The organism is Bradyrhizobium sp. WBOS08 (genome assembly GCF_024585125.1).
GTDB classification, from domain to species: domain Bacteria; phylum Pseudomonadota; class Alphaproteobacteria; order Rhizobiales; family Xanthobacteraceae; genus Bradyrhizobium; species Bradyrhizobium japonicum_B.
Genome location: NZ_CP028988.1, coordinates 5,353,526 through 5,365,528 on the forward strand (window position 1 = coordinate 5,353,526; position 12,003 = coordinate 5,365,528).

Here is a 12,003-nt window from a genome sequence, read left to right on the forward strand (position 1 = left end):
CGGGTTGGTCGGACAGCCGACTTTGCCGGAGCACGCATGAGCGACGCCGAAATTCGCAAGGGGATGCCGCCCGTCAAGCTGTCGCGCGACGAGTTCGAGCGGCGTTACAAGGGCCAGTTCGTCGATCCAGCCTTTGCGCCGCTCGGGCGCGAGCTCGATGACGTCACCGCGGCGGCCTGGGACGCCTACAGCCATTCCCGCAAGGCGCCGCTGACGCGGAAGGCGGGTCCAGGCTTCTCCGATCCCGACTATGACATCGCCGTCGACTGGCTCGATGCGCGCGCAAAAATCCTGGAAGCGCAGCGACGGCACGACGACGCGGACGAGACGCCGCGCATTCTCGTCATCAACGGCTCGGCGCGCAGCGAGCACACCTGTCCCGGCGAGATGTCCAAGACTTGGCGGCTGGTCAAGCTGGCCGAGCCTGTCTTTACCGGGATGGGGTTTGCCGTCGACATTCTCGATCTGTCGCGCCTCGCCTCGGAATACGGCAAGACGATTCATCCCTGCAAATCCTGCGTCTCGACCGCGATGCCGCTCTGCCACTGGCCGTGCAGCTGCTATCCGAATTATTCGCTGGGGCAGACCCGGGACTGGATGAACGAGATCTATCCGCTGTGGGCGGCCGCTCACGGCATCCTGATCGTGACGCCGGTGAACTGGTATCACGTGCCCTCCGGCCTCAAGGCGATGATGGACCGCCTGGTCTGCGCCGACGGCGGCAATCCCGATCCGACCTCGACGCATGGCAAGAAGGCCGATGAGGCCAAGGCGATCGAGCTGAAGGGCTGGCCCTATCCGCGCCATCTCGCGGGCCGTCATTTCGGCATCGTCGTACACGGCGATGCCGTCGGTGCGGAGAATGTGCGCCGCGTCCTGTCGGACTGGCTGACCGACATGCAGCTGATCTCGGCGGGCCGCTTCGCCGAGCTCGACGGCTATGTCGGTTACATGGAGCCATACGCCACCTCGCACCACGAGCTCGATGAAGACCAGGAATTCCAGCAGGAAGTGCGCAACGCGGCGCAGGCGCTCGGCAACGCCGTCCATCTGGCAAGGAGCGGCCGCCTTCAGGATCCCGGCGCCGGTCTTGCGGATCCGAACCCCAAATGAAGCCGGCGCAGCTTGATTGCCTGATCGTCGGCGGCGGCCCCGCGGGATTGATGGCCGCGATCTATCTGGCGCGCTTCCGCCGCAACGTCTGCGTCGTCGATGCCGGCGCGAGCCGGGCCGCGCTGATCCCGCGCAGCCACAACGTTCCGGGCTTCGTTCACGGCCTGTCAGGCGCGGAGCTGATCGAGAGGATGTCGGCGCAGCTGGACGAGCTCGCGGTCACGCGCGTTGCGGCCGAGGTCACGGCGTTGCGGCGGCACGATCATGGTTTTGAGGCGAGCTGGAACGGCGAAGCGCACGTCGCCGCCACCGTCATTCTTGCCAGCGGCATCGTCGACACCCATCCGCCCTTCGAGGAGTGGCGCGCTGCGGTCGCGGACGGGGTGCTGCGCTATTGTCCGGTCTGCGACGCCTTCGAGGCGATCGGCCGCCGCATCGGAGTGGTCGGTCCGATTCAGAAAGCCGCCGGCAAGGCGCTGTTCCTGCGCGGCTATTCGCGCGACGTGACGCTGCTCGCAGCCGGAGACGATGACGAGCACGGCGCGACCGCTGAGCTGCTCGATGCCGGCGTCGAGGTCATCGCCGCGCCCGACCTGCATTTGCGGCGGAGCGGCGAGGGCATCGCGGCCGTCTTCGCCGACGGCCGCACGCTGCAATTCGACACGATCTATCCCGCGATGGGGGCCGAGGTGCGTTCTCAGCTCGCGGTGGCGCTCGGCGCCGCACATGTCGAGGAGGGCTGTCTGAAGGTCGACGACCATCAGCGCACCTCCGTCCGCGGGCTCTACGGCATCGGCGATGTCGTCACCGATCTGCACCAGATCTCGGTCGCGTTCGGCCACGCCGCGGTCGCCGCCTGCAACATCCATCACAGCCTGCCGCGGCGGCTTGCGTGAGCTCACATTTGCCTGGGAACCGGGAACGAACAGCGGCGCCTTGCCTTGGTTGAGCGGGACAGGTGAGCGCAAGAGGAGATTGAGATGGCGCAATCAGAAGACATGACCCGCTGCATCGCGCTCTGCCTGAGCTGCTACCAGACCTGCCTCGGCACGGCGATGAACCATTGCCTCGAAACCGGCGGCAAGCACGTCGAGCCGAAGCACTTCCGCCTGATGATGGCCTGCGCCGAGATGTGCCGGACGGCCGCGCATTTCATGCTGATCAATACCCCGCATCACCGGCATACCTGCGGCGAGTGCGCCGAGATCTGCACCGAATGCGCCGCGGATTGCGAGCGGGTCGGCGGCATGGACGAATGCGTCGCCATGTGCCGCTCCTGCGCCGAATCCTGCCGCGCGATGGCGGCCTGAGGGACCAAGCCCATGCTGGAAGAAAAGCTCAAGGACGCCATCATCGGCGAGCTGCAACGGCAGGCCGCCAACCGGCCGCAGGCGCTGACCATCGCGGGCGCCAAGGACGCGAAAGGCTCGGAAGAGCTGACCGTCAACGGCAGCATCGATCTCGGCGCGCTGGTCATGGCGATCGCGGGATCGGTGGCGGGCGGGCCTTAAGCCGCCGTCTCAGCCGTATTCATCGCCGATGCCGTATTCCCGGTAGATCTCCAGCGGATCGAGCTCGGGAAACAGGCGGCATTTGGCCTGGGCCAGGTGCAGGCTCACCGCCGCCGGCTCCTTGCCGCTCGAGAGCATCTTGCGGATGTCGTCCATATGGGCGTTCGGCTGGTGCTTCGGCTCGAGCTGCTCCAGCGCGACCAGGGCGGTCGCGAGGGCCTCGGTCAGAACCCAGTCGTCGTGGCCGGTGATTCCCTTCTTCGACATCGGCAGACCCCGGATGTGGCAGCGCCGGCCCAGTCTATCGTGACTTCCGCCAAATCGCCATCGAGCCGCTGCGGCTGTCCTTGCGGGGCTGCGCCACCGGGCCACGCTCCAGCTTGCCTTATGTCCGGGGCAGGCTAAAAGGCGGCGAGGTGCGGGGCGACAGTATTCTTGTTGAAACGAACTTGGCGTAGACGGGCCGCTACCGCATCCAGGCTGGCCGTTCCGGTCTGGGTCCCCGATCCCGAATTTGCAGCACGATTTGCTTGCACTCCTCAAGGTTCGAGCCAGCATGGGCATTCTCAGCTTCGTCTACCGCTTCCTGACAAATTTTGCCTTCATGGCGGTGGTCTATTTCAGCCTGAACTTCATGGAGAAATATCCGAACCGGGCGACACTGGCGATCCTGGTGCTGGTTTATGCCGCCATGCGCGGGGCCTCGACGCTGCGCGCGTTCTACTTCTTCCAGAAGATCGAGAGACTGGAAGCCGAGACACGGCGCCTTCAAGGCCCGATCAACGACGGCTCCGGAGGGACGAACACGCGCAGGCAAGTCGTCACCGACGTGGCCCGGCTGCGGCGCGACGGCGAGCTCAAGTCCTACATGGACCTGTTCTTCCTGGCGCTGATCGTGCTGCTCTGCGTCGCCGCCATTCTGCGGCCGTAGAGCTCAGGCGCGTTTCTTCAGACTGGCGACGCGGGTCGGGCGCGGCGTGGCGCTCTTGACCTGGGCGCCATGGTTCGGAGCGGCCGGTGCTGCATGCGCGGTGTGCCGGGCCTGGGGCTTGGCGGCCTTGCCCTTTGCGACCTTGTCTTTTGCGACCTTGCCCCTGGCCGCATGCGGCGTCTGGGCCGCCATTGCCAGCCGCGTCGCGGCACGCCGCGACAATGTCGTCGACAGCAGCACCTCGACCGAGCCTTCCGGAATCGCGAAGAGTGCACGGCCGGGCACGGGCAGGGTGGATGCAATATCGATCTGTCCCTTGGTCCGGCGCGGCAGGAGCGGCTGATGCTCGGTCTGAGCGTTGAGGTCGGCGAGCGAGGGCGCCGGAAGCGTCCTGGTCTCGGCGAACACGAAGTGCGGGACAGCCGGCCAGCGCGCGATCGGCACGGTCTCGGTCGGCGGATGCAGCAGCCACTCCACCGCCTGGGTCGGCGTTGCCGGCCGCTCGGCAGTCGCCGGCACCACATGCACGATGCGATAGCCGCGCGCCTTGAGGTCGCGGATGATCTTCGGCAGCGCCGCCACCGTGCGCGCCTGGATGTCGTGCAGCAGCAGAATGCCCTTGCCCTTGGCCTCCAGCCGCTGCATCGCGAGCTGATAGACGCGGTCGGACGAGACATGGCGCCAGTCGTCGGCCGGGAAGTCGGCGCTCCAGATCTGGATGCCGCGCGAGATCAGGTAATTCTCGACGCCGTCGGCGCGCATCAGGCCGGGAATGCGGAAGAACGGGGCGAGCTGGGACGGATCGGTCATCGCGGCCGAGGTCCACTCGATGCCGCCGTTGATCTCCGGCTCGAACTTCTCGATTCCCATCCGGTCGAACGTCAGCGGATGGTCCATGCTGTGGGTGCCGACGGTATGGCCCGCCGCGACCAGCTTGCGGACGCCTTCGGGGTTCGCCTTGGCCTGGTTGCCGACGATGAAGAAGGTCGCCTTGATGCACTCGTCGGCGAGGATCTTGAGCACCTGGTTGGAATATTTCGGTATCGGACCGTCGTCGAAGGTCAGGACGACCTCATGGTCCTTCAGCGGCAGCGTCTCGCGGTACTGCATGGTGCCGATGCGCGGATGCTCGCGCGGATCGACCACGAGGGTGCGGGAGGTCCCGAGCGCGTCCGGATGGCCCGGACACTCGGCTGCGAGCGCCGGCGATCCGACGGCCGAACAGCCAAGGAAACCGCTGAGGAAACCACCGAGGCAAAGGACGATCCACGATCGCGTCCGCACAACAACGCTACTTCCGATCATGAACCCCGTCTGCCCTCATCCGCGTTGGCCGCCATAATAGGTCGGAGACGGCAGGAAACGGTTCAGGCGCGAAGAACCCTTCCCATGGCGACGTCCCCATCCATTTTCAGGGGGTAGCATGAACAGAGTGTTAATAGGACCCAAATCACCCCATTTTGCGCCGGCGTGACATTCCGGCATCAGCGCGCATCGGCGCTCTTCTGTGACTTGCCCGATGGTACGATATGCACGATCCGGTAGCCGTTCTCGCGCAGATATCGCAGGAAGGCCGGCATCATTGCGGCCGTGCGGGCCTTGTTGTCATGGAACAGGATGATGCCCTTGCCGCTCGCCGCCAGACGTTCGGTGACGAGCTTCAATTGCTGCTCCGGCGTCATCTCCTCCCAGTCGCTGGCCCATAGATCGGCCCCGAACACGACGATCCCGCGCGACTGGAGCAGATCGAGCTGTGCCTGGGTCGACTCGAAATAGGGAAAGCGGAAGAACGGCGTCGAAGGTGTGGTCGTCGAAACTCCGCGCAGCGCCATTTCGTCTGCGGCGATGCCTCGGTCGATGTCAGCCACGGCCTTCTCGAACGGAATATGCCCCATGAATGGATGAGAGAAGGAGTGATGGCCGACGGTGTGGCCCTCGCGGGCGATGCGCTTGACCATGTCGGGATATTCGGCGGCGTGCTGGCCGATCAGGAAGAAGGTTGCGCGCACGCACTCCTGCGCCAGGGCCGCCAGCACTTTCGACGTCGTCGGCGGGAACGGTCCGTCGTCGAAGGTCAGCACGACCTCGCGATCGGCCAGCTGCAGCGTCTGCGGAAAGCTCTTCAGGCCCACGCGCGGCGTCGTCCTGGCATCGACGCTCAGCACGCGGGAGGTGCCGAGCGCATCCTTGCGCGGGCACTCGGCGGCATCCGCCGCGGCGATGCCGGCGAGCGCCGCAACGGCCGCGCCGAGCGACATCGAAGTCCATCTCAGTCGAAGCATCTTTGTCATTGCGCTCCGAGTTGCCTTGTGGGTATTGCCTGAACCATCAGCTCAGACCACTGGTTCCAACCTGTCAACCGGCGAGGCGCGCCATGGATGAACATATGGACGTTGCCCCGCCCGCTGCGGATTCGGTACTCGACCACGTGCCGATGCGCAATGAAGACGGCGATATCAGGCACGAATTCGTCGAAGAAATTGCCCGGGCGATCGAGGCCGGCGACAGCGCGTCGCTGCGCGCCTGCGTCGCCGAGCTGCACGAGGCCGATCTCGGCGATCTCATTGGCGCCCTGGAGCCCGACGACCGTGTCCGCCTGGTCGAGCTCACCGGGGCCGACTTCGACTTTTCCGCGCTGAACGAGGTCGACGAGGCCGTCCGCGAGGAGATCCTCGACGAGCTGCCGCCGGAGACGGTTGCCGAGGGCGTGCGCGAGCTCGAATCCGACGACGCGGTCGAGCTGCTGGAGACCCTCGATGCGGCGGACCAGGAGGAGATCCTCGAGAAGCTGCCGTTGAAGGAGCGCGTCGCGCTCGAGCGCAGCCTGCTGTATCCGGAGAACTCCGCCGGCCGCCGCATGCAGACCGAGTTCATCGCGGTGCCCCAGGATTTCACCGTGGGCCAGGCCATCGACTACATGCGCGAGACGCCGGATCTGCCCGACCGCTTCTACGAGATCTATGTCGTCGACAAGGACCAGCATTGGCAGGGCGCAGTTCCCCTGGACGTGCTGTTGCGGGCGCGCCGGCCGATCGCGCTGACCGAGCTGACCGACGAGGATCGCCGCCGCGTCTCGGTCCTGGAGGACCAGGAAGAGGTGGCGCGCATGTTCGGCAAGTACAATCTGGTCGCAGCCCCCGTGCTCGACACCCAGGATCGCCTGGTCGGCGTCATCACCGTCGACGACGTCGTCGACGTCATCGAGGAGGAGGCCGACGAGGACCTCAAGGCGCTCGGCGGCGTCACCAGCGACGAAGAGCTGTCGGACACCTTCCTCACCATCGCGCGCGGCCGCTTCAACTGGCTGCTGGTCAATCTCGCTACCGCCTTCCTCGCGTCCTCCGTGCTCGGCCTGTTCGAGGGGCAGCTCGAGAAGATGGTGGCGCTCGCCGTGCTGGCGCCGATCGTGGCGAGCCAGGGCGGCAATGCCGCCACCCAGACCATGACGGTGGCGGTGCGCGCGCTGGCGACGCGCGAGCTCGGCGCCTCCAATGCCTGGCGCGTGGTGATGCGCGAGGCCCTCGTCGGCCTCGTCAACGGGCTCGCCTTCGCGGTGATCACGGGCATCGCCGCGGTGGCCTGGTTCAAGCTTCCGGGCCTCGGCATCGTCATCGGCCTTGCGATGGTCTGCAACCTCATCGCCGGCGCGCTCGGCGGCATCCTGATCCCGATGGCGCTCGAACGTGTCAGGGCCGATCCGGCGGTGGCCTCCGGCACCTTCGTCACCACCGTGACCGACGTCGTCGGCTTCTTCTCCTTCCTCGGCATCGCGACGCTCTGGTTCGGGTTGAGATAGGGGGCGGTTTGAGGCCCGCTCTCTCCACGTCATTGCGAGCGCAGCGAAGCAATCCAGAGTCTCCGCGGGGGCAGTCTGGATTGCTTCCTCGCAAGAGCTCCTCGCAATGACGGAGTAGGCAGCGCGGGTGCCCTCACTCTTGTGTCCCGGGCGCGCTGCGTCCGGGGCGCCCCATCATCTTTAATCCGAACTTAAGCGAGCTGCCGCATCATCGCCCGCGCTTGGGGGACTGGACATGCGGTTGCGGTTGAAGGCGGACGGACGGGTCGTCGAGTTGCGGGACGGACAGGAGTTTCCGGTCCAGCCGTCTGCGGTCGAGCCGACGACCCCAGCCGCGCCGGCCGACACCTCTTCGCTCGCGGTGCGCGATTTGCGCCGCCGCGCCTGCCTGACCCAGATGGAGTTCGCCGCCAAGCTCGGCGTTCCCGTCGAGACCATCCGCAACTGGGAGCAGGGCAAGCGGGCTCCGCGGGGGCCGGCCCGCGCGCTGCTCGCGGTGATCGCGCACGCCCCGGAAACGGTATTTCAGGCGCTTGCCAAAGCCTGACCTGACGGCCTGACGGACCGACCAGTGTTGACGCGAACCTCCCGTTAGTATTGCGCCGAATATCCCGCCGAACTGCCACGGCTTCCGTTGGCAGCGTCCAGGGCCGGGTCCATAATGCCGGCTGATGGCGTTTGGGGCTGCCGCAACGGAAGAGGAGTCCTCATGCTGTTCGTCGAGGCCAATGGCGCACGAATCCCGGCAATCGGGCTCGGGACCTGGGAGCTGAGCGGAAGGCTTGCCGCGCGCGTGGTCGAGCAGGCGTTGCGGCTCGGCTATCGCCACATCGACACCGCGCAGGTCTATGACAATGAACGGGAGATCGGCGACGGCTTGCGCGCCTCGGGCGTGCGGCGCGACGACGTCTTCCTCACCACCAAGGTCTGGACCAACCATTTCGCGCCTCACGATCTCGAGCGCTCGGTCAAGGAGAGCCTGGCGCGGTTGCGGCTTCCCTCCGTCGACCTGTTGCTGCTGCACTGGCCCAATTCGCACGTGCCGCTGGCGGAGACGCTCGGCGCGCTGTCGCATGCGAAGACGATGGGCCTGACCCGCCACATCGGCGTCTCCAATTTCACGGTGGCGCTGATCGAACAGGCGGTGGCGGCCTCGCCCGAGCCGCTCGTCTGCAACCAGGTCGAATTCCACCCTTATCTCGACCAGGCGAAGGTAAGGGCGGCCTGCGACCAGCATGGCCTTGCCCTCGTCGCCTACAGCCCGATCGCCAAGGGGCGCATCAAGACCGACCAGACGCTGGCCGAGATCGGGCGCGCCCACCACAAGACGCCGGCGCAGGTCTGCCTGCGTTGGCTGGTGCAACAGAATGTCGCTGCGATCCCGCGCACCTCGCGCATCGAGCGTCTCTCCGAAAACATCGAGATCTTCGATTTCGAGCTGTCGGACGACGAGATGAGCCAGATCGCCGCACTCGCCAGCCCGAAGGGCCGCCTGACCGACTTCGGCTTCGCCCCGAAATGGGATTGAGGGGAGACCGCGGTATGCTAACAGCAGGGCGGCAATCCAAGATCTGGCGATGGAACTGCGGACAATCATACGGACGGACATTGCTGCGTCGGCGATCGCCCATCTGACGCTGGTGGCGCTGATCATTCTGATCAGCGAAGTCCATCCGTTCCGCGCGACGCCGCCCGAAACCGTCACGGTGGACATCGTCACGCCCGAGGAGGTGAAGCAGGAGGAGGCCAAAGCGGACGAGAACGTCAAGGAAGAGGTCAAGCAGAAGACCCCGGAGCCGCCTTCCGATCTGAAGCTGCCGAAGCTGGATGTCACCGACAAGGCTCCCGAGGCGTCGAAGCCTGCGCCCCCGCAGCCGGCCGCATCGCCGACGCCCGAACCGCAGCGGCCAGCGCAGCAGCAACCGCAGCAACAGCCTCCGCCGAAGCCGCGCGAGGCCAACGCGCAGCCGCAGGCCCAGCCAATGCCGCCGCCGCGGCCACAGCCACAGGCCGCGCCGCCGCCGGCCTATCAGACGCCGCAGCCTGACGTCACCATCAAGTACGGCGTCATGCTGGGGCTGCCGCCTGAATTGCCGCTGCCGCTGTCGAAAGACGGCCCCAAGGACGATGGCGGCGGCGCCACGGACTCGATCGCCGCGAAGCTTCCGGCCGAGGTCATTGCCGCGCTTCGCAGTCATTTGCGCAGCTGTGCCAAATTGCCGGCCGAGCTTGCGCCGACCGACAACGTTCACATCAAGCTGCGCACGGTGTTCGCGACCGACGGCACGCTGGCGCGCGAGCCGATCCTGCTCGAAGCCCCGCCCTCCGCAAAAGGGGTCGCCCTCGTGAAGTCCGCAACGAGCGCGCTTCAGAACTGTCAACCTTACAAGATGCTGCCCGCCAACCTGTACGAGGAATGGAAGGTGCTCGACCTGCCGTTCAGCCCGCGGGATCTGGGCGGGTAGCTCGTGTAGCCCAGATGGAGCGAAAGCGTAATCCGGGGCGGCCCGCCCGGCATCTCGCACCGTCCCGGATTGCGCTTGCGCTCCATCCGGGCTACGGCACCGTGCTGTGTCGGCCTCTGTCAATCCATCCGCGCGAGAATATTCCACTTTACCGAAATTCGGAAATGGCGTATGTGTCGGCCATCCCGGCTCAATCAGGAGGGGCGATCTCGAGGTCGTCTTGATCGCGAGCCGGGCTTGCGGTGGACGCGGCAGCGTCGGCACGAGACGGGACGGGCAGGGCGGGTAGTCCCTGTGAGCCCGACACCGGGGCGCGGTTCCTACGTCGGTGCTCAAGGCACAGGTGGGCAAGGCTGCTCCCGGCGGATCGGCCCGCACGGCCAGTCTACTCCAAAAGGCCGTCTCGAACCTCTCAAGGGTACAGGGTGGGCAAAGCGACAGCGTGCCCACGCACTTCCTGCGGCCGAGCGAGCTGGTGGGCACGGCGCAAGTGCGCCTTTGCCCACCCTACGCACCGACGTTGTAGCCTCTACCACCCCTCCAGCACGATCTTGCCGCGGGATTTGCCGCTCTCGAGCAGCGCATGCGCGCGCTTGAGGTTGGCGGCGTTGATCGTGCCGAAAGTCTGGTCGAGCGTGGTGCGCAGCACGCCCTTGTCGATGAGGTCGGCGACGTCGTTGAGCAGATGATGCTGCGCGATCATGTCCGCCGTCTGGAACGAGGAGCGCGTGAACATCGATTCCCAGTGCACCGAGATCGCCTTGCCCTTGAACGTGCTCATGGTGAATTCCGGGGGATCGTCGATCAGGCCGAACCTGCCCTGCGGCGCCATGAAGTCCGCGATCGCCTTGTAGTGCTGATCGGTGAAGGTGAGGCTCGCCACCAGCGCGACCGGCGGCAGCTTGAGCTTCTCGATCTGCTCCTTCATCGGCTTGCCGTGGTCGATCACGGCATGCGCGCCGAGATCGAGGCACCATGTCCGCGATTCCGGCCGCGTCGCGGTGGCGAGCACCGTGAGGCCGGTGAGGCGGCGGGCAAGCTGGATCAGGATCGAGCCGACGCCGCCGGCGCCGCCGGTGATCAGCAGCGTGCGCGGATCGACGCTCTTGCCGGGCACCGCGCCGAGCCGGTCGAACAGCAATTCCCAGGCGGTGATGGAGGTGAGGGGAAGGGCGGCTGCTTGCGCGAAGGACAGGCTCTTCGGCTTGTTGCCGACGATGCGTTCGTCGACCAGGTGGAATTCGGAATTGGTGCCCTGGCGCAGGATCGAGCCGGCGTAAAACACCTCGTCGCCCGGCTTGAACAACGTCACCTCGGGCCCGACGGCATCGACCACGCCGGCTGCGTCATAGCCCAGGATCTTGGTCTCGCCCTCGGGCGGGGCTGCGCGCTTGCGCACCTTGTAATCGACCGGATTGGCCGAGATCGCCTTTACGGCGACGCGGATGTCGCGCCCCTTGGGCTCCGGTTTTGCGGTCTCGAAATCGAACAGCGAATCCGCGTCCTCGATCGGAAGCGATTTCTTGTAGCCGACGGCCTTCATGGCTTGTCTCCATCAGATGGCATGCTCGCCTGCCGTCCTAACTGTCGCTCTGGCTCCGATTTGGCAAGTACTGTAAATTCGGGGATATAGTCCCTGTTTGGATACTATTGGGAAAGACGCATGAAACGGCGCAATTTTGCCCGTCGCCCCGGCTGCGCGGTCGAGGCGACCCTGGACCTGATCGACGGTAAGTGGAAGGGCGTGATCCTCTATCACCTGCAGAGCGGCACGCAGCGCTTCGGCGAATTGCGCCGCCGGATGCCCGGCATCACCCAGCGCATGCTGACAAAGCAGCTGCGCGCCCTGGAGGAGGACAAGCTCGTCATCCGCAGGGTCTATGCCGAGGTGCCGCCGCGGGTGGAGTACTGCCTCTCCGAGCTCGGCGAGAGCCTCAAGCCGGTCATCGACACTCTGAAGACCTGGGGCGAAAGCCATCAGGAGCGGCTGTCCTGCGCGCCTGAGCCGGTGGTGGTGAGGAAGCCGAAGCGCGCGGCGTAGTGAGTTGGGCGTCTGCCGCCAAGCTCTGGATGTCGTCCCCGCGGGGGCCCATAACCCCAGGGAGCAATTGTGGTGCGAGCCCGCAACTCCAAGTTTGCCAGATCACGTCCGCCTGTGGTGATGCGTCCCGGGTTCGCGCTGTCGCG

General features: G+C 66.1%; 14 protein-coding genes. 10 read left to right on the top strand and 4 right to left on the bottom strand.

What is annotated here, in order from left to right:
• Nucleotides 1–36: 36 nt before the first annotated feature.
• The 4 genes from DCM80_RS25040 to DCM80_RS25055 all read left to right on the top strand — a co-directional run bounded on the left by DCM80_RS25040 (nt 37) and on the right by DCM80_RS25055 (nt 2,624).
• Nucleotides 37–1,113, top strand: coding sequence for a flavodoxin family protein (locus DCM80_RS25040; protein ID WP_257194183.1), 1,077 nt, complete (start codon nt 37–39; stop codon nt 1,111–1,113).
• Nucleotides 1,110–2,009 carry an NAD(P)/FAD-dependent oxidoreductase gene (locus tag DCM80_RS25045; RefSeq protein ID WP_257194184.1) on the top strand — a complete coding sequence of 300 codons (900 nt, stop codon included), beginning with the start codon at nt 1,110–1,112 and terminating at the stop codon, nt 2,007–2,009. Before DCM80_RS25040 ends, DCM80_RS25045 begins: the two co-directional genes overlap by 4 nt.
• 84 nt (nt 2,010–2,093) lie before the next feature.
• A complete protein-coding gene (locus tag DCM80_RS25050; RefSeq protein ID WP_257194185.1) occupies nt 2,094–2,423 on the top strand; it encodes a four-helix bundle copper-binding protein in 330 nt (109 codons plus the stop codon).
• A gap of 12 nt (nt 2,424–2,435) precedes the next feature.
• Nucleotides 2,436–2,624, top strand: a complete 189-nt coding sequence (locus DCM80_RS25055) for a hypothetical protein (protein ID WP_028135865.1) — start codon at nt 2,436–2,438, stop codon at nt 2,622–2,624.
• A gap of 9 nt (nt 2,625–2,633) precedes the next feature.
• On the opposite strand, the gene DCM80_RS25060 is transcribed toward DCM80_RS25055, so the two are convergent.
• The gene (locus tag DCM80_RS25060; RefSeq protein ID WP_049820053.1) at nt 2,634–2,891 is read right to left on the bottom strand and encodes a hypothetical protein; all 258 of its coding nucleotides are present in this window, start codon (nt 2,889–2,891) and stop codon (nt 2,634–2,636) included.
• Nucleotides 2,892–3,180: 289 nt separating this feature from the next.
• On the opposite strand from DCM80_RS25060, the gene DCM80_RS25065 reads away from it, so the two are divergent.
• A complete protein-coding gene (locus DCM80_RS25065; RefSeq protein ID WP_028135867.1) occupies nt 3,181–3,555 on the top strand; it encodes a hypothetical protein in 375 nt (124 codons plus the stop codon).
• Nucleotides 3,556–3,558: 3 nt separating this feature from the next.
• On the opposite strand, the gene DCM80_RS25070 is transcribed toward DCM80_RS25065, so the two are convergent.
• Together DCM80_RS25070 and DCM80_RS25075 are read right to left on the bottom strand one after the other, a co-directional pair.
• Nucleotides 3,559–4,860 carry a polysaccharide deacetylase family protein gene (locus tag DCM80_RS25070; RefSeq protein WP_257194186.1) on the bottom strand — a complete coding sequence of 434 codons (1,302 nt, stop codon included), beginning with the start codon at nt 4,858–4,860 and terminating at the stop codon, nt 3,559–3,561.
• A 179-nt stretch (nt 4,861–5,039) separates the two neighbouring features.
• Nucleotides 5,040–5,846 carry a polysaccharide deacetylase family protein gene (locus DCM80_RS25075; RefSeq protein ID WP_373569370.1) on the bottom strand — a complete coding sequence of 269 codons (807 nt, stop codon included), beginning with the start codon at nt 5,844–5,846 and terminating at the stop codon, nt 5,040–5,042.
• 83 nt (nt 5,847–5,929) lie between these two features.
• Between DCM80_RS25075 and mgtE the strand changes: the two genes are divergently transcribed.
• From mgtE to DCM80_RS25095, 4 genes are all read left to right on the top strand, one after another.
• Nucleotides 5,930–7,351, top strand: coding sequence for a magnesium transporter (mgtE, locus tag DCM80_RS25080; RefSeq protein ID WP_028135870.1), 1,422 nt, complete (start codon nt 5,930–5,932; stop codon nt 7,349–7,351).
• A gap of 229 nt (nt 7,352–7,580) precedes the next feature.
• On the top strand, nt 7,581–7,898 hold the full coding sequence (locus DCM80_RS25085) for a DNA-binding transcriptional regulator (protein ID WP_257180675.1): 318 nt from the start codon (nt 7,581–7,583) through the stop codon (nt 7,896–7,898).
• Between the two features lie 162 nt (nt 7,899–8,060).
• Nucleotides 8,061–8,879: an aldo/keto reductase gene (locus DCM80_RS25090; protein ID WP_257178568.1), complete on the top strand. Its 819-nt coding sequence runs from the start codon at nt 8,061–8,063 to the stop codon at nt 8,877–8,879.
• Nucleotides 8,880–8,928: 49 nt separating this feature from the next.
• Nucleotides 8,929–9,816 (top strand): hypothetical protein, encoded by an 888-nt coding sequence (locus DCM80_RS25095; protein WP_257194187.1) that lies wholly within the window; start codon nt 8,929–8,931, stop codon nt 9,814–9,816.
• A gap of 529 nt (nt 9,817–10,345) precedes the next feature.
• Here the strand turns inward: DCM80_RS25095 and DCM80_RS25100 are convergent.
• A complete protein-coding gene (locus DCM80_RS25100; protein ID WP_257194188.1) occupies nt 10,346–11,359 on the bottom strand; it encodes a zinc-binding alcohol dehydrogenase family protein in 1,014 nt (337 codons plus the stop codon).
• A gap of 120 nt (nt 11,360–11,479) precedes the next feature.
• Here DCM80_RS25100 and DCM80_RS25105 point away from each other — a divergent pair, with 120 nt between their 5' ends.
• Nucleotides 11,480–11,857, top strand: coding sequence for a helix-turn-helix domain-containing protein (locus DCM80_RS25105; protein WP_257180530.1), 378 nt, complete (start codon nt 11,480–11,482; stop codon nt 11,855–11,857).
• Nucleotides 11,858–12,003: the final 146 nt, after the last annotated feature.

What these genes read in the sequence shown, in the direction of transcription:
- DCM80_RS25040 (WP_257194183.1), top strand. Translation starts at nt 37, where the DNA reads ATGAGCGACGCCGAAATTCGCAAGGGGATGCCGCCCGTCAAGCTGTCG.
- DCM80_RS25045 (WP_257194184.1), top strand. Translation starts at nt 1,110, where the DNA reads ATGAAGCCGGCGCAGCTTGATTGCCTGATCGTCGGCGGCGGCCCCGCG.
- DCM80_RS25050 (WP_257194185.1), top strand. Translation starts at nt 2,094, where the DNA reads ATGGCGCAATCAGAAGACATGACCCGCTGCATCGCGCTCTGCCTGAGC.
- DCM80_RS25055 (WP_028135865.1), top strand. Translation starts at nt 2,436, where the DNA reads ATGCTGGAAGAAAAGCTCAAGGACGCCATCATCGGCGAGCTGCAACGG.
- DCM80_RS25060 (WP_049820053.1), bottom strand. Translation starts at nt 2,891, where the DNA reads ATGTCGAAGAAGGGAATCACCGGCCACGACGACTGGGTTCTGACCGAG.
- DCM80_RS25065 (WP_028135867.1), top strand. Translation starts at nt 3,181, where the DNA reads ATGGGCATTCTCAGCTTCGTCTACCGCTTCCTGACAAATTTTGCCTTC.
- DCM80_RS25070 (WP_257194186.1), bottom strand. Translation starts at nt 4,860, where the DNA reads ATGATCGGAAGTAGCGTTGTTGTGCGGACGCGATCGTGGATCGTCCTT.
- DCM80_RS25075 (WP_373569370.1), bottom strand. Translation starts at nt 5,846, where the DNA reads ATGACAAAGATGCTTCGACTGAGATGGACTTCGATGTCGCTCGGCGCG.
- mgtE (WP_028135870.1), top strand. Translation starts at nt 5,930, where the DNA reads ATGGATGAACATATGGACGTTGCCCCGCCCGCTGCGGATTCGGTACTC.
- DCM80_RS25090 (WP_257178568.1), top strand. Translation starts at nt 8,061, where the DNA reads ATGCTGTTCGTCGAGGCCAATGGCGCACGAATCCCGGCAATCGGGCTC.
- DCM80_RS25095 (WP_257194187.1), top strand. Translation starts at nt 8,929, where the DNA reads ATGGAACTGCGGACAATCATACGGACGGACATTGCTGCGTCGGCGATC.
- DCM80_RS25100 (WP_257194188.1), bottom strand. Translation starts at nt 11,359, where the DNA reads ATGAAGGCCGTCGGCTACAAGAAATCGCTTCCGATCGAGGACGCGGAT.
- DCM80_RS25105 (WP_257180530.1), top strand. Translation starts at nt 11,480, where the DNA reads ATGAAACGGCGCAATTTTGCCCGTCGCCCCGGCTGCGCGGTCGAGGCG.